This window comes from Trichocoleus sp. FACHB-262 (assembly GCF_014696035.1).
Classification (GTDB): domain Bacteria; phylum Cyanobacteriota; class Cyanobacteriia; order FACHB-46; family FACHB-46; genus Trichocoleus.
Window position 1 is genome coordinate 108257 of the sequence record NZ_JACJPK010000102.1, and the last position, 22281, is coordinate 130537.

The window sequence follows — 22281 nt, forward strand, 5'->3', positions numbered from 1 at the left end:
TTGTATAATTCTTTAGCTTAATTGGAGCATCATTTACTCTTCTTGATACTGCTTTACCTTTAAACAGCTAGCGAGAACTTCTTTGGGTGCAAGCCAGAGCGATCGCCCTGAGATTTTTGAGCTTTTTCATAGACACAATTACTAATTCGTCAAACCTGGGCGCTAAGCGCAACAGCCAAACTCTTATTGTTTTTAAGCAAAGTCAAGTACCTAATTTTGCAAAAAATCACTATAAACTGGTGGGTTAAATCTCTAGAGCATTCCTAGCACGGATAGCTGTCGGCTAGTAGGCAAGAGGTCTACCTCACTGTTTGCAGACCACTCCTATCATGCAGTTTTGGCAAAATCAGTGAAACCTTAGCAGAAGCTTTATCTAATTTTGGTAAATTTGACTATAATTAGAACAAAGGCTCTGGGACGACAAGAAAGTCGTGTTAGAAGCACCTTGAATGCCGTAACTGACACGCCAATTAGCAACTCATTGTGGAAAGGTGTTGAGAAAAAGGCTGAATTGCTGAATTGAGGCAACTTAGGAGGTTGGTTGTAGAGTTGCTGCCTTGGCAAAAATCAAACCTGAGAATTTTGCTGGTCTAGGAGAAAATGTGACCCATTTAGAACTAACGCTACAGCCAGAAGATTATAGTTTGCTGACCGATCTCTACCAGCTCACTATGTCGGCTTGCTATGTCGGAGAAAGCATTGAGCAACGTCGAGCTAGTTTTGAGCTAACTGTGCGACGCTTGCCAGAAAATTTTGGCTATTTGGTGGCGATGGGTTTAGCGCAAGCATTGGAGTATTTAGAAAAGCTCCAATTTAGTCCAGCACAAATTGCAGCCCTACAAGCCAGTGAAATTTTTAGCCACGCTCCCGATCGCTTCTGGACCTTGCTAGAAACTGCCCGCTTTACCGGAGATGTCTGGGCTGTTCCCGAAGGGACCGTTGTCTTCGCCAATGAACCACTTTTGAGGGTAGAAGCTCCCTTGTGGCAAGCCCAAATTGTGGAAACCTATCTCTTAAATGTGCTGAATTACCAAACGCTCATCGCCACTCGCGCCGCTCGGATGCGAGATGCGGCGGGTCCACAAGCGGTGCTATTAGAATTTGGTACTCGTCGGGCTTTTAGCCCTCAGGCGGCTCTCTGGGCAGCCAGAGCCGCTTTAGCTGCTGGGCTAGATGCTACTTCTAATGTGCTCGCAGCCCTCCAGCTCGGTCGTCAACCTGCTGGGACGATGGCTCACTCCTTAGTCATGGCTTTAGCAACTCTCCAAGGAAGCGAAATGGAAGCGTTTACAGCCTTTCACCGCTACTTTCCGGGGGCTCCTTTGTTAATTGACACTTACAACACGATCGCCGCCGCCGATCAACTTGCTCAGCAAGTCGAAGCTGGCACCCTGACGTTAGAAGGGGTACGGATTGACTCTGGAGATTTGGTTACACTTTCTCAGCAAGTGCGATCGCGGCTTCCGGGTGTACCCATTTTTGCCAGTGGAGATCTAGATGAGTGGAAAATTGCAGAGCTACGAGGCGCAGGTGCTTGCATTGATGGTTACGGTTTAGGCACCCGACTAGTCACCGGAGAGCCTGTCAATGGAGTTTATAAGCTCGTCGAACTAGATGGCTTACCAGTTATGAAAGAGGCTAGCGGTAAGTTAACTTATCCTGGACGCAAGCAAATTTTTCGCTGCTTTGAACACGGACAAATCCACAGCGATCGCTTAGGGTTGATCACAGAAATGTCTAATCATGAACAACCGTTGTTACAACCCGTCTTGAAACAAGGGGAGCGCTTGCAGCCACTCGAATCCTTAGAGGCGATCGCAGAGCGCACTAGCCTCTCTGTCGCGAGTTTACCCGCCGAGTTACGTCGCCTCCAGTGCCCATCACCCCCACCGTTAGAAATTTCCGCCCCGCTCCTAGAGCTCACGAATCAAACCCGCCACGCCCGACCGTCACGAAACGATTAGATTCTCTCCCTCAACTTGCCTGTTCTTACAGCTCACCTATCCCGTTGGCAATCTTAACCTATGCCGAACATTGCGCTCTTTGGCACCAGTGCTGATCCACCCACCGCCGGACATCAAGCCATCTTGGGTTGGTTATCTCAACAGTTCGACTATGTGGCTGTTTGGGCTTCTAATAATCCTTTCAAATCTCATCAAACGCTTCTAGAGCATCGAAGCGCTATGCTCCAGCTCTTGATTCAAGATATTGAACCACCACGACACAATATCAGCTTGCACCCAGAACTCAGCAGTTCTCGTGCTTTAATCACCGTTGAACAGGCACAGCAGCAATGGCCTGCCGCCCACCTCACCTTTACAATCGGTGCAGATTTAGTTGCCCAACTGCCCACTTGGTACCGAGTAGAAGACCTACTGCAACAAGTCAAGCTGTTGGTTATTCCTCGCCCAGGTTACCCTCTAAAGGATAATGATTTGGCGGATTTAAGGCAGCTTGGTGCCAAAATTGCGATCGCCGATTTGACTGGACCTGCCATTTCTTCCACCGCCTATCGCGAAGCAGGCCACGTAGAAGCATTATCCCCAACCGTTGAAGCCTACATTCATCAAGAGCAATTGTACGCATGCCAGGAAACCGCCCCAAAAAGAGTGCAGATCCGGTAACCCAACCAGCATTGGCGGACTTCAAAGTTGGAGTAGACAACGTCATTTTTTCAGTGGATACAGCTCAGAATCGGCTCCTAGCTTTATTAGTAATGCGCCAGGAAGAACCTTTCCTCGGCCAATGGTGCTTGCCAGGAACCTTAGTGCGGCAAGGAGAATCTTTAGAGGACGCTGCCTATCGAATTCTGGCCGAAAAAATTCGTGTCAAGAACCTTTACCTAGAACAGCTCTACACCTTTGGAGAACCAGGCCGCGATCCTAGAGAATCACCTGACAGTTATGGAGTGCGCTATCTCTCAGTCAGCTACTTTGCCCTAGTAAGGTTTGAAGACGCTGAACTGATCGCCAATGGGGTGAGTGGCATTGCTTGGTATCCGCTCGAGCAAGCGCCCCAACTGGCCTTTGATCACAATCAAATTTTGAAATATGGATATCAACGACTGCGCAACAAACTGGAATACAGCCCAGTAGCCTTCGAGGTGCTACCAGACGTATTTACACTCAACGACCTCTATCAACTCTACACAACCGTACTAGGAGAAAATTTTTCGGACTACTCCAATTTTCGCTCTCGTTTACTCAAGCTTGGCTTCCTCCATGACACTGGCATCAAAGTGTCACGGGGAGCAGGACGGCCTGCCAGTCTCTACCGCTTTGATGCCAATGCTTTTACTCCGTTCAAGGACAAACCGCTGGTGTTCATTTAACTTTACTTAATATTTACAAAGCCTTAAAGACTACGTAAAGCAGTACCTAGGACGCATCTAATCACTGAAATAGATTGACTAACATATAGCGGAATAAACTAAATCTCATAAACCAATGAGGAACCAAAGCTGGGAGGTTTTGATAATAAAAATCTATTGTAAAAAACTTTAGAGCGACATTTAATGCAATAATAGTAACTTTAGTTATTAAAAACACTAAGTTTATTTGCTACTAGTTAGAAACCATTAGCAGGAAACAAACAAGAAACACTGAATGTCTCCCAATCAACTACTGATAAAGTACGCTCTCCGATACCCACTTTGGAATGTCATCACCATAGTATTGGGTTTTTCTGGGGCCCTGTTTAATGGTGTCAGCACGACTCTAATTGTGCCCGTAGTCTTGAGTTTTCTAGGTCAAGACGTAGTTCTGCAAGGCGGACCACCTGTAATTCAAAAAATTATGGGCATGTTCAGTGGTGCACCTGAACAATATCGTCTGATTTTAATGTTGGGAGCAATTCTATTTGCGATTGGTCTCAAGAATGTAATTGGATACATCAATTCTCTATCGTCAGGTCATTTAGCTAGATTGTTAGTGAATGATTTGAGGAAAGAAGGCCTAAGAATTCTCTTAGAAGTCGATCTGGATTTCTATAGCCAAATTAAGGTTGGAGACATTACTAACCGAATTGGTAACGAGGTTAGCCGAACTGCTCGCTCAGTTCAAATTATCTTTCAGCTTATTTCAACAACTACTACGATCTTAGTATTTGTTGGCATTCTATTATCAATATCTTGGGAGCTGACTTTAGCTTCCACGTTCCTGCTTTCACTAGTTATTTTAGTTAATCAATTTTGGATTCGCCGCTCCAAAGAGTTTGGTCGTACCTTAACTGAGATTGCCCGTATTTACACGAGTCGCCTCATAGATATCTTGACAGGGATTCGACTGATTAAAGCTGCTGGCAATGAAGAGAAAGAATACAAACAATTAGAAGACTTGATTCTAGTCCGAGAGAAAGCCGAATTTCAATCTCAGGCTAACTCCTCAGCGATCGCACCAGTCAATGAAATGTCTGGCATCATCGCTGTTTTGACCATTCTATTTCTAGGCCGAACCTTCTTCTTTCAACAGCTAGAAGCGGTCTCCGCTGTATTACTAACCTATCTCTTTATCCTCTTTCGATTACTCCCCGTCGTTGGTCAATTAAACGGAGCTCGCAATGGATTTGCCAATGCTTCGGCGAGTGTTGAAAGTGTGAGTGATTTTCTGCGTCGTGACAACAAACCATTCATGAAGAATGGCTCGTTACTCTACAGCAAACTGGAGAAAGGGATTCGGTTTGAAAATGTATCATTTGGCTATCCAAGCCGCAGCAGCTTGGTACTCAAAAATGTAGATCTCTGGGTTCCCAGAGGAACTACCTTAGCCTTGGTAGGAGCCTCAGGTGCAGGTAAGTCAACGCTTGTCGATTTGCTGCCTCGGTTTTACGATCCCACCGAAGGCCGCATTACACTAGACGACCAAGATTTGCGAGAGTTCAACCTCCAATCGCTCCGACAGTCAATGGGAATCGTCAGTCAAGACACCTTCTTATTTAACGATTCAGTTCGTAACAATATTGCCTACGGCAAAGCAGATGCCACTGACGAGGATGTCATTGAGGCGGCCAAGCGATCTAATGCTCACGAGTTTATTTTGCAGCTACCTCAAGGCTTTGATACGCCTCTTGGCGATCGCGGCATTTTGCTCTCTGGAGGCCAGCGCCAACGGCTCGCGATTGCTCGGGCTCTGCTACGCAATCCAGAAATCTTGGTACTAGACGAAGCTACCAGTGCTTTAGATACAGTCTCCGAACGACTGGTGCAACAGGCGATTGATGAATTAAGCCGCGATCGCACCACCTTAGTGATTGCACACCGTCTCTCCACAGTGCAAAAGGCACATCAAATTGCCGTCATGGATCAAGGGTGTGTCGTAGAGCTAGGTTCCCATGAAGAGCTTCTAAAGCAGGGTGGTTACTATGCCCGGTTATGTTTAATGCAATTTTCCGAAGATACCCAAGAAGCACTTAAATTTAGCCAACATGGTGCTTTAGCAAAGACCTCTTACGAAATCCGTAGTCGTCTGAATTCAATGATTGGTTCTCTAAAGCTGATTGTTGATGGGATGGCAGCGAACCCAGAAGAAGCTAATGAATTAACCGAGGAGGCTTACTATTCGGCAGTTAAACTACTGCAAACCTTAGAATCTCTTGAAGAAGAAGCTAAGGTGTAACTCAAACTGTGTAACATTTACAAGCTGTGGTTCATCATTACCCAGTTAGTTTGCTCATCAAGCATGATGTCTCTTCAAAGATATAGACCTTAAAGAACTGATCATTGGAGGGAAAAACCGCAATGATCGGTTCTTGCTTAGCTAAATTTCCTTAGGCTTCATGAAGAAACCTGTAATGCATAAACACATCTTTGTAGGGAATGCTGCCAATCTGGCGTTTAAGTAGCTTATCGGTAATAGACAAGAGCGCATTCTTGAACGGAAGTTTACTTCTTTGCCATTCACAAAGCTGACCAAAAAGCTGATTGCTCACACCCATGTAGTGCAAGTAGGTTAGCCTTTTACCTTTGTCGTACAAAATATTTTGCTTCTCTTCAAAATGTTTTGAAGTGACACAGACTCCGGTGCAATACTCTGAATTACGATCTAGCGTTGGGTTATAAAGTTTAACTGACTTTTTGAGAGTCATGTAGTTCAAAAGGCATTGCTCACTCAAAGCATCTCTAAAAACTCTAATTTCCCCAGATGCTAAATCTTGGATAAATACTTCTAGGTCTTGCTCTGCGATCGCCCCTCGTTTAGCCCCCCAGAAGCCACTACAGTGAAATTGGCGAGCGAGTGCATCTCTTGATGGATAAAACTTCTGAAGAACTTCCGCAAAATCGTCAACGATTCTTTTTTTCTCAAAAGTCTTCCTCTGAAAATCGTGGACCACAAAATCATAATCATCAAGTTTTTGAAAAACGTAATCGAGGGGGCGAAAAACTAGCGTATCGCAATCAATAAAAATAAATTTATCGAATTCCCCGTCGAAAGCACAGTATTTTCTACTGTGTTGTACTTTCTGAGCCTTCTTCTTATTTCCTGACTCGTAGGGATAGTCATAGTACAAGGCTTGAACTTTAGTAACAAATCTTTCCCACTTTTCAATCGTTGCTTGGTTCTCAAACAAAGAAACATTCTTTCTCTGAGAAACTTCCTTCTCGACCAAATCAATGTTGTTGTTGTAAGGTATGACACAAACTGGAATGTCTTGGCTGTAGTTGGCTTCAATACTATTGAGCAGTGCAACTAACTGATCGTAAACATTGTTATTGGCTACTATGTAAATACCTTGTTGCACAACCCAATCTCCAAGTCAGAGTTAGCTTTTGCAAAGAGCGTAGTAGCTTTCTTGAAATCAAGATACCTTCTTAAGGTAGAAATGCTTCTGCTGTAACAAACATAAAGCTATGCTATGAAAGCCAAGCTTTAAACTGTAAATCGTAGTGACCTGCTTGTTCTGGTGGATACCAACCCGACTCAATTTTTTCGATGAGGTTGGGTAGAGCTGCAATAAATTCTGGACCGCGATCTTTAGGATGGACTGTCCAAGCCTTAGGAGAGTCTATAACAGCTCGCACATGCTTAGTGTTCTCAATTCGTTTTGAGACCATGATCTCCCAAGAATCTAAAGCATTTTTACCGGTGAGGTAATTGAGAGTCGTTTTAACAGTGTTAGGTAACTGGTTGAGAAGACCGGTTTTATACGACCGCCACAAAATTGGCAGCGGTAGCAACTCCTCGAAGCGCTTAATATCGATTAAATAAGCTCGACTACCGAAGAATTTGAAGCGATAAAAACCATTCGGATCGCGGTCATAGGGCACACGCTGATACAAACTGCCATCCGGAGTAGGAGGACCAGCTAAAGGGCGAATTGCCATAATTTCAGGATGTTTTTGCAACAGTGCAATGCCTTCTTCAATCCAGCTATAGCCAGGAGCTTGGTGAAGCAGCATGTCACTATCAAAGTGAAGTAAGTAGTCACTTTTGGCTTCTTCAATCTTAAAGAGGGTACCTAGGATGGGATATCCCTTATAGTTATGGGTCTGTTGAATACGACGGCCAAAATGTTTAGCATATACCCGGTTATGGTAGGCTTCCGAGTAATCAATGTCGGCCACCGTATCAACTACACCTGACTTCAATAGTTGACCACAATTGGCGCGTACTTCCTCAAGGCTACCGATGCCAGGGCGACCCACTTTATCGCCAGACAGAGCAGCAGTATCAATGGCTAAAAGCCTCTGAGTGAAAGGAAAGTTGCAAGTTCTTACCAAATGAGGGATGGTGTGCATCATGAATGGAACATCAGTCCGCGCAGCCAATATAGATAATGAGCAAGTAGGAGCTGCCATTGATCTTTCCTTAACTTAGGGGGAATTTGAGAACGACCAGAGCGGCGGATCTGCTAAAAGCCGCGCTGCTGTTCTTGATTTTAATGGGGGTGTATACATTTGGCCCAAAGGCTGAAAGCCCAAACAACAGCCTAAAGGACACACTGCGAAGAAAATATAAAGTCAGTCAAGATTTTTGAGAAGAGTCTTTGAAAATACTAGCAATTCATCCCAGATGGTTTGCAATTTCAGGCTCTTATTAGTAGGGTTTAGATGACTCGTACCCATTAGCGATCGAAATTTTTCTCAGCTCAATTGACAGATGAACGGATTCTAGACTGCAACTCGCGAAGAAGATACATGAGTGCCCCCAAATTGCGATCAAGCCAGCGTGCATGGAGAGTTCGATGGTAGATGGTATCTATACCCTTGCTAATGACGTGGTGTATAACCAGTTAGTTGCTCTCCTCAATAGTATTGAAGTGAATGTTGGCAGCTCACTACCCGTTTGTGTCATTGCTTACGACGATCGAGCTGACCGGGTACGTGCAGAAATTGCAACCAGGAAAAATGTCACGCTTTTGGAAGATCCGGCTTTACTGACTCGCTGGGAAGACTTTTCGAGCGAGGTCTGGGCGACTCACCCAACAGCTTTGAAGACATGGGAGAGGCAGGAGATTTCTGGAGTTTACCGTTTGGGTATGCATCGCAGATTCTGCGCTTTTGATCCAGACGCTCTTTTTGAAAGATTCATTTACTTAGATGCTGACACCTTAGTAATGAATTCTTTAGATAATATCTTTTCTTCTCTAGACCACCATGATTTTATAGTTTATGACTTTCAATACAAAAGTCCTCGTCATGCCTACAATTTACAGTCTTCTAGATTGCAAGAGATATTTCCAGAACCTCGGATTAAGTCGGAAATTTTCTGCGCTGGAATGTATGCTTCTAAACGAGGAATTTTTGATCAGAATCAAAGAAATTGGTTAATTTCTCAACTACAGGCAGATGAGGCAGAGGTTTTATGTATGTCTGCTCCTGATCAATCTGTATTGAACTATATGGTGATGAGATCGCAGATACCTGTTCACAATCTAGCTTTGAATCTACCAAAGAATCAAATTACTGGAAATGCAGTAACTTCTAATCACTTTATAGCCAATAATAATATTTTGTACGATAAGGATTCGCAACTGACTTATCTACATTACATAGGCTTGTCTTCTAAGCTTTTTAATCAGATATGTGATGGAGAAAATGTAGATTTTCCCTATCGCGATATTTTCTTGCATTACCGCTATCTACATGAATCAGAAAAACGACCTCACTTTAAAGGGAAGCCAAAGCTTTACAACGCGCCGCCGAGTTTGACAAAGCGGGTCATGAAGAAACTTGGACTAGCTCGTTGAGGAAGAAGTGATGAAGCGTGGCATTTACATCGTTGCGAACGACAAGGTTACGAGTCAGGCGATCGCCTTGCTCAATAGCATCCGACTGCATGATCCAGAGATACCGATTGTCATGATCCCCTACGACGATCAATATCAGGCAGTGGCAGCAAAGCTGAACAGCGACTATGGCGTCACGCTCTACGAGGATTTGCAATTCATCGATCGCTTATCTAGCAAACTCCAACAAACCTTTGGGGAAAAGTTCTTTGCTAGACCCAATCAGTTTCGTAAACAGGCTTGCTGGTTTGGGCCTTTTGAAGAGTTTCTGTATATCGATACCGATATTGTTGTTTTTGAGAAAATCAGTGACAACCTAAATTATTTAGCTAATTATGATTTCATCTGTTGTGATTATCAGCATGCAGGTGGAATCAAAAATGTCTTTTCTCAAAAAGTAATTGAAGACCAAGTCTTTAGTGAAACAGACCTAAAAGGCATGTTTAACGGAGGCTTTTGGGGCGCTAAAAAGGGTTTCTTTTCAGAAGAAGATCTATACAACAACTTTGCAGAATGTGCCGCTCATCCGGAATATTTTGACTTTTCTCAGAAGACTTCCGATCAGCCTATTATTAATTACATGATCTTGAAGCGAGTGCAGCGTCGCCTCAACATTGTCCAGCAAGAGCCGAAAGGCCCTGGTAACTGGGCAGGTAGCCCTCACTTCATTGTTCAAGACCATCACCTGATCGACTCAAAAGTAAATCGACCCCTGCAATACTTACACTGGGCAGGAATTCGCATCCAACCCGGTTGTCCTTATTGGGAAATTTGGGAGCATTACCGCTATTTGCATGAGCCAAAGCCAGAGCAACCTGCACCTACTCCTCAAAAGTCTAATTTCTGGCGTAAGCTGACCAACAAAGTTAAAAAGCTAGCCGCAGGATAGAGCTAGAATTGGCTGGATAAAATGCCAGATAGAGTCTGGATATAGTTGAAAGTTAAGTCATTTGTTGAGACCCCCTAAAAGATATGGCTATTCATATTGTTACAGGAGCTGCTGGATTTATTGGCTCTCACTTAGCTGAGGCACTGCTTAACCAAGGACATGAGGTTATCGGTGTCGATCAGTTCAATGATTATTACGATCCTGCACTGAAGCGTAAAAATATTGTTTCCTTCGAGAGCCACTCTGCTTTTCGGTTGGTAGAAGGAGATATTCAAACTTTAGACTGGCCTGCCTTGCTGGATGGGGTAGATGTGGTTTATCACCAAGCGGCTCAGGCAGGGGTCCGAGCTAGTTGGGGCGAAGGTTTTCGCAGTTACACCGAGCGGAATATCAATGCCACGCAAGTTTTATTGGAAGCCGCAAAAGACGCTAAGCAACTGAAGCGGCTCGTTTTTGCCTCCACTTCATCTGTGTATGGCAACGCCGAAACTTTACCCACCTACGAATCGATTTGCCCGCAACCTGTTTCCCCTTATGGCATTACAAAGCTAGCGGCGGAGCGTTTGTGTTGGTTATATCATCAGAACTTTGAGGTGCCCGTTACCGCTTTGCGCTACTTCACGGTCTATGGCCCTCGCCAACGCCCGGATATGGCCTTTCACAAGTTCTTTAAGGCCGTTTTGGAAGACCAAGCGATTCCCGTCTACGGAGATGGCCAGCAAACTCGCGACTTCACGTTTGTCGCTGATGCGATCGCGGCTAACCTAGCAGCGGGCAATGTGCCTGAAGCTATTGGTGAAGTCTTCAATATTGGTGGAGGCAGTCGTGTTGTGTTGGCCGAAGTCCTTGACACTATGGAGCGAGTGGTGGGCCAACCCATCAAACGCAATCACATTGGAGCCGCGATGGGAGATGCTCGCCATACCGCTGCCGATGTCTCTAAAGCCGAAAAACTGCTGGGCTATCAACCGCAAGTCTCGCTGGCAGAAGGCTTAGCGCGAGAATGGGAATGGATTAAAGCTTTATATGCCTAAGCTTCGACTCCGAGTCCAGCTTTTTGCTGCTGATAGAGTTGCTTGAACAAGCTTTGTTGTTTGTTGTGGTCGACAATGGGGGCGGGATAGCCACAGCGATCGCGCTCTAAAGGCAAAATCTTGCCGCTCAGCAAATCTTCCGTATCCACACTTCGTAGTTCTGGAAGCCAATGGCGGATGTAAGCTGCATCCGGGTCAAATTTCTTAGCTTGGCTGGCAGGGTTAAAAATCCGCAGTGGTTTGGGGTCCATGCCACTAGAAGCACTCCACTGCCAGCCCCCATTGTTGGCTGAGAGATCGCCATCAAACAGCTTTTGCATGAAGTATTTCTCACCTTCCTGCCAATTGATGATCAAGTCTTTGACTAAGAAGTTAGCCACAATCATGCGGCAACGGTTGTGCATCCAGCCTGTCTCGTTCATCTGCCGTATGGCTGCATCTACGATCGGGTAGCCAGTTCTGCCTTCGCACCAAGCTTGCAAGTGGTTGTCGTTGTTTTGCCAAGGAAAATCTTTGAGGGGTTGGCGATAAGGGCCATCAGCTAGCTCTGGGAAGAAGTACAGAACGTGCTGGTAAAACTCGCGCCATGCCAGTTCTTGCCGCCAAGTTTGCACCCCGTCTCTAGCTTCGTCGCTGTGAACTTGCTCCATCACCTCTGTCGTGGCTGCCCACACATGGCGCACCCCCAGCACACCAAACTTTAGTGCGGCACTGAGTTGCGAAGTGCCGTCTTCAGAGGGGAAGTTGCGTTGCTCGGCGTAGTCAGATAAGGCGCGATCGCAAAATCCTTCCAGTCGCTCTTGAGCTGCTGTTTCCCCTGGCGTCAAAACCAGTTCGTTCTCCCAGACAAAGCCTAAATCTTTAGCGGTGGGGAGCGCGATCGCCCCTACCTGTTGAGCCGCTGCCTTTTCCTCTGGCGTTAGACCCACTGCCCCTTGGAAACGTTCTGCGGGTTCAGCCTTGAGGCGACTACTCCAATTTCTCCAGAAGGGTGTGTAGACCGTGTAAGGGTTGCCCGAACCCGAACGAATATCCTCCGGCGCATGCAAAAGTTGATCCCAGAAGTTACTCGCTTTAATGCCTTTTTCGTGCAGCGCTTCTAGAACGGCGCGATCGCGTTGACGGGCGTAGGGTTCTATATCCCAATTCCAAAACACAGCCTGAGCGTTCAGAGCCGTTGCCAAAGCTGGAATGCTGACACGAGGATCAGCCCGGAGAATCAATAATTCACTTCCCACTTGGGCATAGCTCGCTTGTAGTTCTCGCAAGCTGCCGATCATGTAGGTGACTCTGGCAGGCGCGACATCATCGCGCTCCAAAATAAGGGGGTCGAGGCAGAACACACCCACGACTTTGGGGCTTTGCTGACGAGCTTGGGCCAACCCAATATTGTCTGTGATTCGCAAATCACGACGGTGCCAAAACAAAATGAGATCAGACATCCGGGCTTACTACAATTGCAAGAACTGTTTCAGTACTACTGTACTGAACTCTGTCAGATTTAGCCTAAGCTCTGACAATTTCTAGGCTAGAAAAGGGCGAGCTAAGAAGAAGCTGGAAATAGATTTGGCGTCTACAGGTTGTCCCGCCAAAATCGCCTGCTCCAATTCCTTAGGAGTCATCAAGACCAGTTCAATGTCTTCATCGACATCTTGGGCAGGTGGCGTTTCTAACTTTTCTAAATCTTGGGCCAGAAAAGCGTAGATAATCTCATCTGAGTAGCCGGGAGCCAAGGAAAATTCTCCTAGCTTCCGCCAAGCACCAGCGCGATAGCCAGTTTCTTCCTCAATTTCGCGCCGAATCGTTTCTGCTGGGTCTTCATTAGGCTCGATGGTGCCCGCTGGAAACTCTAGAATCCGCCCCTTCAAGGCAAAACGGTATTGCCGTAACAAAATGAGTTTGCCGTCAGAGGTGACAGGTACAGCCAGTGCTCCACCGGGGTGCCGCACACATTCCCAATCTCCCACCGCTCGGTTGGGTAGACGCAGGGTATTGACTTCAAAATTAAACTTGCGGCCTCGGTAGAAGAGGCGTTGCTTCAATAGCTGTGGGGGTTCGGAACCAAAACCCATAAGATACTCGACTCACAATCGGCGCACTCCTGAACAGTCTACCGCCTGAACCAAATCTGCGATCGCTTTTCGAGAAACTGGCTCCAACCAATCAGGGTCAATTTCGGCCAGAGGTACCAGCACAAAGGCCCGCTCGCTCATGCGGGGGTGTGGCAGGGTGAGGGTGTCAGTCTCCAAAATTAAATCATCAAAAAATAACAAGTCGAGGTCAAGCGATCGCGGCCCCCAGCGTTCCTGTCTAACTCGGCCAAATTGCTGTTCTATCTCTAATAAAGTCGCGAGTAATGTTTGCGGTGTCAGTGTGGTCGAGAGCAAGGCACAGCCATTGAGGAAATCCGGTTGAGGCGGGCCAACCGGAGCAGTTATATACCAGTGCGATCGCGCCTGTAGCGTAATTCTAGGTGTCTGCTCTAGCGCTACCAAAGCTGATTCTAAAGTTTGTTGCGAATCTCCTAAATTGCTACCCAAAGCGATTGCAGCCCGATGAATCGGTTGGTGGTGGGACTGATCGAAGGCAATGGGTTGTGGCATCTCAAACTAATTTGGCCAGCAGGGCTAGGGTGAGGTCGAGGGGCGATCGCCTCTTATTTAATCAGTGCAACTGGATAATCAGGATTAGCAGGATTTGAAATCAATCGCTAGTTTTTACAATTGGGTATAGATTCTGGGAAGAGTGAATAAAAAACCGCCAAAACAATCAATGCTCTGGCGGTTCTATTGTATTCGCTACAAAAGATTAGCGAGCGGCTGCGGTTGGCATTCCTAGAATGTCTTCAATTCTCGGCATATCCTCTAGGGGAACCACGCGACCTTCGTCTTCAAAACCAGCAATTTGGTCGAAGTTGAGGTAGCGGTAGAGACTGTCTGCGAAGGGGTTGATTTTGTTCGCCACAATGTCGAGGTATTCCTGCACTGAGGGAATGCGACCGAGGAGGGCACAGACGGCAGCGAGTTCAGCCGAACCGAGATAGACTTGTGCCCCTTTACCCATGCGGTTGTTGAAATTGCGGGTAGAAGTCGAGAAGACCGTTGTGTTGTCGGCCACACGGGCTTGGTTCCCCATGCACAGCGAGCAACCAGGCACCTCAGTTCTAGCGCCTGCCACCCCAAAGGTACTGTAAACCCCTTCTTCCTTCAGTTGGTGCTCATCCATTCGAGTTGGAGGCGCAATCCACAGGCGAGTATTCACCGGAGGCGCACCTTCTAGCACTTTGGCAGCAGCGCGATAGTGACCAATATTGGTCATGCAGGAACCGATGAATACCTCATCAATTTTGTCTCCCGCCACGTCCGACAGCAGCTTCACATTGTCGGGGTCATTGGGAGCAGCGATGATCGGTTCTTTGATTTCGTTGAGGTCAATCTCAATGATGGCGGCGTACTCAGCATCTGCATCCGCTTCCATTAGCGCTGGGTTGGCTAGCCACTCTTCCATCTTGGCGACTCGCCGCATAATCGTGCGAGCATCCGCATACCCACGCGCCGCCATGTTTTTCAGCAGCGCCACGTTCGATCGCAAGTACTCAGCCACGGTTTCAGTACTGAGCTTAATTGTGCATCCCGCACAGGAGCGCTCCGCAGTCGCATCTGTTAGCTCAAAGGCTTGCTCCACCTTGAGGTCGGGCAATCCTTCGATTTCCATGATCCGCCCGGAGAAGATGTTCTTCTTGTTCTCCTTGGAAACCGTCAATAACCCTTGTTGGATAGCCACATAAGGAATCGCATTCACCAAGTCGCGCAGTGTCACGCCTGGTTGCAGTTCACCCTTGAAGCGGACCAACACAGACTCAGGCATGTCTAGCGGCATCACGCCTAAGGCAGCAGCAAAGGCCACCAAGCCAGAACCAGCTGGGAAGGAAATCCCTAGGGGGAAACGGGTATGGGAGTCACCTCCAGTACCCACGGTGTCAGGCAGCAGCATCCGGTTCAGCCAGGAGTGAATAATGCCATCACCAGGACGCAGCGCCACGCCTCCGCGAGAAGAAATGAAGTCGGGTAATTCGTGGTGTGTTTTGATGTCGGCAGGCTTGGGATAGGCCGCAGTATGGCAGAAGCTTTGCATCACCAAATCAGCACTGAAACCGAGACAAGCCAATTCTTTCAGCTCGTCGCGAGTCATGGGGCCAGTGGTGTCTTGGGAGCCAACGCTGGTCATCAGGGGTTCGCAGGAGGTACCAGGACGCACACCAGGTAGACCGCAAGCCTTACCGACCATCTTTTGGGCCAAGGTATAGCCTTTGCCTGTATCAACCGGGGCATTGGGTCGCACAAAAACGGTGCTAGGTTCAAGACCTAGAGCGGTGCGGGTTTTGTCGGTGAGCGATCGCCCAATAATCAGCGGAATCCGACCGCCTGCTCGCACTTCATCCAAAATCGTATCGGGTTGCAGCGTGAAGGTAGAAACGATTTCCCCTGCTTCATTAGTGATCTCTCCTTTATAAGGATGAATCGTGATCACCATGCCAGTTTCCATCTGGGTGACATCGCACTGGATCGGTAGGGCACCAGAGTCTTCAGCAGTATTGAAGAAGATAGGGGCGATCGCGCTGCCTAAGACAAATCCACCACTGCGCTTGTTAGGTACAAACGGAATATCTTGGCCAATGTGCCATAGCACCGAATTAATGGCAGACTTCCGGGACGATCCAGTTCCCACCACATCACCCACATAGGCGAGGGGATAACCTTTTGTCTTCAGCTCCACGATCGTTTCTAGCGATCCAGGCTGTCGAGTTTCGAGCATCGCCAGAGCGTGCAGCGGAATGTCAGGACGAGTCGCCGCATGAGTTGCTGGAGACAAATCATCCGTGTTGGTTTCTCCAGGCACCTTAAACACGGTTACTTGAATGGCATCTGGTAGGGTGGGACGACTGGTGAACCACTTAGCATTCGCCCAAGCTTCCATGACTTGCTTAGCGTATGCGTTGGTGGTCGCTAACTCCTGGATGTCGTGGAAGGCATCGAAAACGAGCAGGGTTTTGCTCAAAGCTGCTGTAGCTGCCGTTGCCAACTCGGCACTGTCCACCTGCAACAACTCGATCAAGGAGTGCACATTGTAGCCGCCCATCATTGTGCCTAACAGCTTCACAGCTTCCACAGGCGTAAGCAAAGGACTGGTGACTTCACCCTTCGCGATCGCCGTCAAAAATCCCGCTTTGACATAAGCCGCTTGATCGACACCCGGAGGAACGCGATCGCGCAGCAGCTCTAGTAATACCTCTTCTTCTCCAGCGGGAGGGTGTTTTAGAAGGTCACACAGCTCAGAGGCTTGCTGGGGGGTGAGGGGTAAAGGTGGAATACCGAGGGCAGCTCGCTCAGCGACATGTTGGCGATAGGATTCAAGCATTGCAGTAGTCTCCAGGCATCAGCAAAATTTTGAGGATGTGCAAGGTCAAAGAGATGATCGAGAGCGTAACCCAACTCACAATTCCTAATGGTTGGCAGGAATACGGTCAGCAAGTCTCAAGTCCCAGTGATCGGGCAGTTACAACTGGCAGCAGCCAAATATTGAAATGGGCAGCACACACTTTCGCTACCGTTCTATCAGCATAGAAGTTTACGTAGCGAAAACAAATGTTGCAATCGGCCCACAGGTCACTCCAACAAATTGGTGACAGGCGATCGCACTCATCACTGACCAAGCGTTGCAGCAGGCCCACTAACTTCACATTTAGTTCCACAGTCAGGCCAAACAGTCAGGTCAAAGTGTATCGCTCAAGTCTTGACCTGTACTTCAACCATAGCAAAGCTGACTTGGTGACCGTTGAGGACTAAATACTTGCAGCTTATAGACTGATATCTAAACTTTCAATTAAACTCCGCAACCATTCTGTGAGGGTTTGATTGCCTAGTTGGTCTGCTAGCCCCCAAGCTTTTGCATAAAATGCCAGAGCGCGGCTTTTTTTGCCTAACTCAACATAGACAGTGCCAATGTTCGCCGTCGTATTAATTTCACCCAAGCGATCGCCTGCTTCGCGTCGGATAAGCAGTGCTTGCTGGTAAAATCCCAAAGCTTTCTCTAACTGACCCAGAGACCGATGGACTGCCCCTGTATTTGACAGGGTCACAGCTTGACCTAAGCGATCGTCCATCTCCTGCTGTAACAACAAAATCTGGTTATAGAACAGCAAGGCTTGATTGGATTGACCTAAGTTGGCATAGGTTAGGGCCAAATTATTCATAGTGATGGCTGCGCCAGAAGTGTCTCCCGCCTGCTGCCTCACCAACAACACTTGCTGATAATGCAGCCATGCTTGAGCCAGCTCACCCAAGTCGTTATAAATAGATCCAATATTGTTCAGAGTGGTGGCTTCGCCCGTGCGATCGCCCAGCTCACGTTGAATTAGAAGCGCTTGCTGAAAATGTTCAAGAGCAGTTTGGGATTGGCCAAAGGCACTATAAGCAAAGCCCATATTGTTGAGCGTGGTGGCCTCGGCAGCGCGATCGCCCAGTTGCTGCCGAATGGCCAAAATTTGGTTGTAAAGCAGCAAAGCGCGTTTGGGTTGTCCCAGTTTGGCATAGACTAAGGCAGTGTTGCTCAAAGCAGCGGTTTCACTGGCTCGATCCCCTAAAACCTGAAAAATCAACCTAGCTTGATCGAAACAGTGCAAGGCTCTTTGGAGTTGACTGAGGCGAGAGTGAGCTAAACCCAGGTCACTGAGGGAAGCGGCTTCTCTGACCTGATCTTGCAAGCCTCTAGCCAATTCCAGATTAGCTTCAGAAAGGGTTAAAGATTCACGAAATTTGCTGCCTTTATACAGTTCGATCGCCCGAAGGCGGCATTGATCCCATTTCTGTTGCACAAGCACAATCCCTAAAAACTGCTGGCTTACTTGCGATGGCCTATTACTCTCAGAGTGCCCGATCGCTCGCCAAGAACAACAGGCTACGAGGCAGAGTCAGCATAGGATTGGCAATAGCTAACCACCGTCAGGTCATAAACAAAAATCCGCTCAATACCAAATCTTGGAATCGAACGGATTTTTAGTTGTTATACCCCCAGGGGAATTCGAATCCCCGTCGCCTCCGTGAAAGGGAGGTGTCCTAGGCCTCTAGACGATGGGGGCCTGTGTTTGATTTGGCCAACCGACTTACCTCGGTTTATCGCCGCGCCTTTATTAACTTAATCAATCTCCCTGAATCTGTCAATACCTGGTTTATATTTTGCTTAATTTTTCAGTAACTGAGTGGTGAGGCTACGAGAAACCAGATGGAGTGGCCGCCAGTATGAAGCACTCAGCTAGTTGCTTGGGTCAAGCATTCTATAAGCTTGGAGCAAGGAACTATAAAGGTTATGAGCTGTACGGATAAAACTAAAGGAGCGACAGATACAGGGATGCCCAGATTGAAAAGACATGAGCCGCTAGGCTAGGTCGTTGGAGTTGCGTAGGCGGATGAGTTGACGGCGCAGTTCGGGAGAAGCCGACATTTCGGAAACTTCTTCAGCTTTCACTAAAACTTGCAACGGCTCCAGGTACTCGTCGGTACCACAGGTAAAAGCATCAATCAGTTGCTCTAGCAGTTGATCGCGATCGCTGAGTCCACCTTTCTCTTCAATCAAACGAAACTTCAGATGGACTTCGCACTCATAAACACTGACTTCAAATGCAGCGGGCTGGCGATCCAGAGAATCCTGTTTCATTTCAGTAAGCAGCACTTAACTATGCTGTGAGTAAAGGAATGTTTAGAGCTAGACCTCGAAGAATTTCAACGCTGGTATTCATAAATATTGAGTTGGTTGAAACCTTAGCAACTTGACTTAAGCCAAACCTAAATCTGCTGCTGTCATTGCTTACTATCAAAATTAATATGCCCTCTATAAGGTTAGAATCCGCTAATTAGCTGAACTTAAATCAGCAACCTAATTAGTTCAAGGAATCTTAAAATCAACTTCGCTGTTTCTTCATAAAATACTTTCTTCTCACCCCCACTCACTAAAGCCAATAAACTAACTGCTACCTACCATTCAAGTGGAGGAATACACCCTCAATCCAGGCTTCATCGGAGATTTGAAAAGGCTTCATGAGAGCTTTGTCGACGCTGAGTGCATCAGTATATTGAATCTTCAAAGTTATAAAAATACTCAAACTTTACCCGTATGAATGCAATTATGTTTCAATCTAGTTAGCATTCATTACTGATAAAATACTTTTCTCACTGAGGTTTTTTAATTAAAATTTGATACTTTGAGTCACTGAGATAAACAGAAACACAAAGACAGGAAGCAGTGATAGATAGTAGAACGTACCCAACCAGTCTCTGGCAATCATAGGCTTAAGTTGGCTCCTCGTTCATCTACTCTTTTAGCTTTAAAGCGAGTTAAGTTAATTTTTCTTAGAAGTAAAGATGGACACAAGTAACTTTAACCCTGTCCATAGTTGCTTACTCCTGACGCCAATATCTAAAATTTTGAAAATAGTTACCTTAGAGCACTCAGTAGTTTATATAACCTTTAGGATGACAATATTCTTGACAAGTAGCTTGAGCTTTGAAGTCCTAACTTAACAATTGCTAACGTCAAAAATACAGAGTTCTTATTAATCCCAGGATTAAGTAACAAATCAATCTAGTAGCTTCACGGATGCAGTTTAGAAGAATCAGAATGCTAAAGATAGCAGCCCTGAATCGCAGTTCAATCCTTCATAACCATTCGGTTATAAGCAAGCACGTCTTTTGGTCCTGAGAGGCTCTAACTAAGGACGGTAAACTGGCAGGGTGAAGTGGAAACAGCTACCTTGGTTGGGGACGGAGTCCACCCAAATTTGGCCGTAGTGCGCTCGCACAATGCGCTGGCACAATGCTAGACCAATACCGTAACCTTCCTGAGCTTCGTCGCGCTTGAGCCGAAAATGCTCTTCAAAAATTCGTTCATGATTTTCTTCTGGGATACCAGGCCCATCATCACAGATGCTTACCTGCACTTTTTGAGTGGTGCGGTGCAAGACTGAAAAGGCAATGGTGCCTTTCGCGGGAGCGTACTTGATGGCATTGTCTAACAGATTAATCAGAACTTGGCGGACGCGTTCTGGGTCCGCGTAGATCAACGGCAAGTCACTCGGAATGTCGTGGGTAATCTGCTGCTCTTTGGGTTGAAAGCGATCGCGCAGATATACTAAAACTTCTTGACAAAGCGACCCTAAATCTAGTTTCTGCGGCTGGATCTGAAAGTCTCCGTTAGTGCCACGAGCTGCTTGCAAAATATCTGTGATCATGCGGTCGATCGCTCGCGTTTGAGTTTTAGCGTGCTTGAGCAATTGAGCTGTGACAGCAGGCTTAAGGCGAGTGTTCAACCCTTCCTTGGGGCTGTAGCTGAGTTCTAGCGTTTCGATCGCGATCGAGGCCGCCGTTAGAGGGTTACGTAGGTCATGAGCCAACATGGCAATAATGCGGTCTTTGAACCGCAATTGCTCTTGTAGGTCTTCTTGATCTTGTTGTAGGCGAAAAATTTCGTCTGAAAGCCGCATCAACTCGGCTGAATAGGCTACTGAGTCAATGGTTGAGTTGGGGCGTTCCGGGCTAGACGAATCTGTTTGTGACTCTAAGGTTGCTAGATATTCCTCAACAGAACGTTGCCACCGGGGCCAGCAATTTTCTAATTGAGTCACTAGAGTACTGCCCGCCAGCGTTTGTCGCGGTTCTGGCTGAATTTTGATTAAAGCGGGGGTTGCTACCAGCTTAAAGTGCTCGGCTAGATAGGGCTGTTCTCCTACGTCAATAACTTGTAGATCGAACGAATACTGAGCTTTAAGATTTTTCAGATAATTACGGATGTGCCGAATCTGTTCCCCTGAATTCGGGCGCTTGTCTACAAATAAAAGTAGTTGTAGCGGAGTTTCAGGGTCGATTGGCTTATCAGGAGATGCTTTCATGCCATCTCTCGTCAGCACCTAGGATAGGCAAAATAGGTTGGATTTGGTTCAAACAAGACTAGGTAGAACTGCCACCATCTATATAGACTATCGTGTTCTAGGCCTCCTCGCGCGAAATCTCAGCCTCAGATCCTAGGTTGGTTTCCGTTTCCGATCGCGCTGTGCGGCAAAGCAGAATCGGACAAGGCGCATGATGCAGGACGTAGTCGCCTGTAGCAGTGAGGCGAATATTACGAAAAGCTGGATGGCGATCGCTCCCCAAAATAATCACATCGGCTTGCTGCTGTTGAGCAACTTGGCAAATGATCGGCCCTGGCTCTCCAGTCTGGATCAAGCTGGTGATTGCTACATTGGCTCCTGCTAGCTTCTCTTGCGCCTTTTGAATGATTTGTTCACTTTGCTCTTTTTGGGCTTGTTGCAAGGATTGCGTGAGTTGCCAATTAGGGGTGGGAGTGGCGAACGGCCCAAACAAGTAGTGAGGATTGAGGGGTGTTTGGGCACAGAGGATGGTGATTCGCTGGATACCTGCGGGAATTAACTGGCGCGTCAGGGCGATCGCTTGCTTGGTGGCTTGAGAGCCATTCACAGCCAAGAGGACGTGGTGCCACTTCGGTTGTAGCGTTGGTGCTTCAGGTAAACCTCGCGCGACTAAGACGTGACAGGTGGCATAACGCGCGATCGCTGAAGAAACGCTACCCAGCAACAACTCCCGCGATCCACCAACACCCCGATGACCTACAGCAATCAATCCAGCCTGAATTGTCCGCGCATGGTTCAAAATTTCAGTCGCAGGTCGCCCCTCTCGGCTCTGGCAAGCAATTTTGCTCTCTAGCGGCATTTCAGCTTTAATTTGAGCGAACAGATCATTCGGGTTCAAATCAGCCCGATGCCCATTCTCTACTTCAGGTAGTGGCAAGGGTGAGGTCAGTTCTGGCTCTGCTTCAGGCGTCCGGGTTTCAGCCGTTGGTTTCCTGGATAGGGCCGGAAGTCTTGGGCGCATTCCCGCAGGCCGAGGCTGTACAGTGAGAACGTCTAGCCAGGTTTGTCGGTCTGCCTCAGGTGGCAACTGGGAGAAAAGCTGGATTACCGGAAGCAAAAGCCGCTGTGCCGTGCCAGCACTTGTAGAACCATCCGTAGCCAGTAGCAGCGGTGGCAGCAAAGGAGAAGTAGTAGACGGCATGATCGACAGCTCCAGT

General features: G+C 47.3%; 17 protein-coding genes and 1 tRNA gene. 7 read left to right on the top strand and 11 right to left on the bottom strand.

Going from position 1 to position 22281, the window contains the following annotated elements:
• The first annotated feature begins 557 nt into the window (after positions 1-557).
• The 4 genes from H6F68_RS24915 to H6F68_RS24930 all read left to right on the top strand — a co-directional run bounded on the left by H6F68_RS24915 (position 558) and on the right by H6F68_RS24930 (position 5612).
• Entirely contained in the window at positions 558-1964 is a 1407-nt protein-coding gene (locus tag H6F68_RS24915; protein ID WP_199300317.1) for a nicotinate phosphoribosyltransferase, read from the top strand.
• 60 nt (positions 1965-2024) lie between these two features.
• The gene (locus H6F68_RS24920; RefSeq protein ID WP_190563201.1) at positions 2025-2624 is read left to right on the top strand and encodes a nicotinate-nucleotide adenylyltransferase; all 600 of its coding nucleotides are present in this window, start codon (positions 2025-2027) and stop codon (positions 2622-2624) included.
• The gene (locus tag H6F68_RS24925; RefSeq protein ID WP_190563203.1) at positions 2585-3331 is read left to right on the top strand and encodes an NrtR DNA-binding winged helix domain-containing protein; all 747 of its coding nucleotides are present in this window, start codon (positions 2585-2587) and stop codon (positions 3329-3331) included. Before H6F68_RS24920 ends, H6F68_RS24925 begins: the two co-directional genes overlap by 40 nt.
• A gap of 343 nt (positions 3332-3674) precedes the next feature.
• Entirely contained in the window at positions 3675-5612 is a 1938-nt protein-coding gene (locus H6F68_RS24930; protein WP_242065647.1) for an ABC transporter ATP-binding protein, read from the top strand.
• Positions 5613-5763: 151 nt separating this feature from the next.
• On the opposite strand, the gene H6F68_RS24935 is transcribed toward H6F68_RS24930, so the two are convergent.
• Together H6F68_RS24935 and H6F68_RS24940 are read right to left on the bottom strand one after the other, a co-directional pair.
• Positions 5764-6735, bottom strand: coding sequence for an Npun_R2821/Npun_R2822 family protein (locus H6F68_RS24935; RefSeq protein ID WP_190563207.1), 972 nt, complete (start codon positions 6733-6735; stop codon positions 5764-5766).
• A gap of 112 nt (positions 6736-6847) precedes the next feature.
• Positions 6848-7792, bottom strand: a complete 945-nt coding sequence (locus H6F68_RS24940; RefSeq protein ID WP_190563209.1) for a hypothetical protein — start codon at positions 7790-7792, stop codon at positions 6848-6850.
• Positions 7793-8178: 386 nt separating this feature from the next.
• Between H6F68_RS24940 and H6F68_RS24945 the strand changes: the two genes are divergently transcribed.
• The 3 genes from H6F68_RS24945 (at position 8179) to H6F68_RS24955 (ending at position 11145) form a co-directional block, all read left to right on the top strand.
• Complete coding sequence (locus H6F68_RS24945; RefSeq protein ID WP_190563211.1) at positions 8179-9183, top strand: Npun_R2821/Npun_R2822 family protein; 1005 nt, start codon at positions 8179-8181, stop codon at positions 9181-9183.
• A 10-nt stretch (positions 9184-9193) separates the two neighbouring features.
• Positions 9194-10111 (top strand): Npun_R2821/Npun_R2822 family protein, encoded by a 918-nt coding sequence (locus H6F68_RS24950; RefSeq protein WP_190563213.1) that lies wholly within the window; start codon positions 9194-9196, stop codon positions 10109-10111.
• A gap of 83 nt (positions 10112-10194) precedes the next feature.
• Entirely contained in the window at positions 10195-11145 is a 951-nt protein-coding gene (locus tag H6F68_RS24955) for an NAD-dependent epimerase/dehydratase family protein (RefSeq protein WP_190563215.1), read from the top strand.
• Here H6F68_RS24955 and H6F68_RS24960 read toward each other — a convergent pair.
• The 9 genes from H6F68_RS24960 to H6F68_RS25000 all read right to left on the bottom strand — a co-directional run bounded on the left by H6F68_RS24960 (position 11142) and on the right by H6F68_RS25000 (position 22265).
• Positions 11142-12587 (bottom strand): FAD-binding domain-containing protein, encoded by a 1446-nt coding sequence (locus H6F68_RS24960; protein ID WP_190563217.1) that lies wholly within the window; start codon positions 12585-12587, stop codon positions 11142-11144. The genes H6F68_RS24955 and H6F68_RS24960 overlap by 4 nt on opposite strands.
• A gap of 81 nt (positions 12588-12668) precedes the next feature.
• Complete coding sequence (locus tag H6F68_RS24965; protein WP_190563219.1) at positions 12669-13217, bottom strand: NUDIX hydrolase; 549 nt, start codon at positions 13215-13217, stop codon at positions 12669-12671.
• Between the two features lie 12 nt (positions 13218-13229).
• Positions 13230-13748: a 2-amino-4-hydroxy-6-hydroxymethyldihydropteridine diphosphokinase gene (gene folK, locus H6F68_RS24970; protein WP_190563222.1), complete on the bottom strand. Its 519-nt coding sequence runs from the start codon at positions 13746-13748 to the stop codon at positions 13230-13232.
• Positions 13749-13953: 205 nt separating this feature from the next.
• A complete protein-coding gene (gene acnB / locus H6F68_RS24975; protein ID WP_190563224.1) occupies positions 13954-16563 on the bottom strand; it encodes a bifunctional aconitate hydratase 2/2-methylisocitrate dehydratase in 2610 nt (869 codons plus the stop codon).
• 439 nt (positions 16564-17002) lie between these two features.
• Entirely contained in the window at positions 17003-18019 is a 1017-nt protein-coding gene (locus H6F68_RS24980) for a tetratricopeptide repeat protein (RefSeq protein WP_190554960.1), read from the bottom strand.
• Between the two features lie 191 nt (positions 18020-18210).
• Positions 18211-18283, bottom strand: a tRNA-Glu gene (locus H6F68_RS24985).
• A 296-nt stretch (positions 18284-18579) separates the two neighbouring features.
• Positions 18580-18858, bottom strand: coding sequence for an Npun_R1517 family heterocyst differentiation transcriptional regulator (locus H6F68_RS24990; RefSeq protein ID WP_190563226.1), 279 nt, complete (start codon positions 18856-18858; stop codon positions 18580-18582).
• Between the two features lie 1051 nt (positions 18859-19909).
• On the bottom strand, positions 19910-21085 hold the full coding sequence (locus H6F68_RS24995) for a histidine kinase (RefSeq protein ID WP_199300319.1): 1176 nt from the start codon (positions 21083-21085) through the stop codon (positions 19910-19912).
• A 97-nt stretch (positions 21086-21182) separates the two neighbouring features.
• A complete protein-coding gene (locus H6F68_RS25000; RefSeq protein WP_190563230.1) occupies positions 21183-22265 on the bottom strand; it encodes a universal stress protein in 1083 nt (360 codons plus the stop codon).
• Positions 22266-22281 lie beyond the last annotated feature (16 nt).

Excerpts from the sequence above, each read along its gene's own strand:
- H6F68_RS24920 (WP_190563201.1), top strand. The coding sequence starts at position 2,025 with ATGCCGAACATTGCGCTCTTTGGCACCAGTGCTGATCCACCCACCGCC.
- H6F68_RS24925 (WP_190563203.1), top strand. The coding sequence starts at position 2,585 with ATGCCAGGAAACCGCCCCAAAAAGAGTGCAGATCCGGTAACCCAACCA.
- H6F68_RS24940 (WP_190563209.1), bottom strand. The coding sequence starts at position 7,792 with ATGGCAGCTCCTACTTGCTCATTATCTATATTGGCTGCGCGGACTGAT.
- H6F68_RS24945 (WP_190563211.1), top strand. The coding sequence starts at position 8,179 with ATGGTAGATGGTATCTATACCCTTGCTAATGACGTGGTGTATAACCAG.
- H6F68_RS24950 (WP_190563213.1), top strand. The coding sequence starts at position 9,194 with ATGAAGCGTGGCATTTACATCGTTGCGAACGACAAGGTTACGAGTCAG.
- H6F68_RS24955 (WP_190563215.1), top strand. The coding sequence starts at position 10,195 with ATGGCTATTCATATTGTTACAGGAGCTGCTGGATTTATTGGCTCTCAC.
- H6F68_RS24960 (WP_190563217.1), bottom strand. The coding sequence starts at position 12,587 with ATGTCTGATCTCATTTTGTTTTGGCACCGTCGTGATTTGCGAATCACA.
- H6F68_RS24965 (WP_190563219.1), bottom strand. The coding sequence starts at position 13,217 with ATGGGTTTTGGTTCCGAACCCCCACAGCTATTGAAGCAACGCCTCTTC.
- folK (WP_190563222.1), bottom strand. The coding sequence starts at position 13,748 with ATGCCACAACCCATTGCCTTCGATCAGTCCCACCACCAACCGATTCAT.
- acnB (WP_190563224.1), bottom strand. The coding sequence starts at position 16,563 with ATGCTTGAATCCTATCGCCAACATGTCGCTGAGCGAGCTGCCCTCGGT.
- H6F68_RS24990 (WP_190563226.1), bottom strand. The coding sequence starts at position 18,858 with ATGAAACAGGATTCTCTGGATCGCCAGCCCGCTGCATTTGAAGTCAGT.
- H6F68_RS24995 (WP_199300319.1), bottom strand. The coding sequence starts at position 21,085 with ATGAAAGCATCTCCTGATAAGCCAATCGACCCTGAAACTCCGCTACAA.
- H6F68_RS25000 (WP_190563230.1), bottom strand. The coding sequence starts at position 22,265 with ATGCCGTCTACTACTTCTCCTTTGCTGCCACCGCTGCTACTGGCTACG.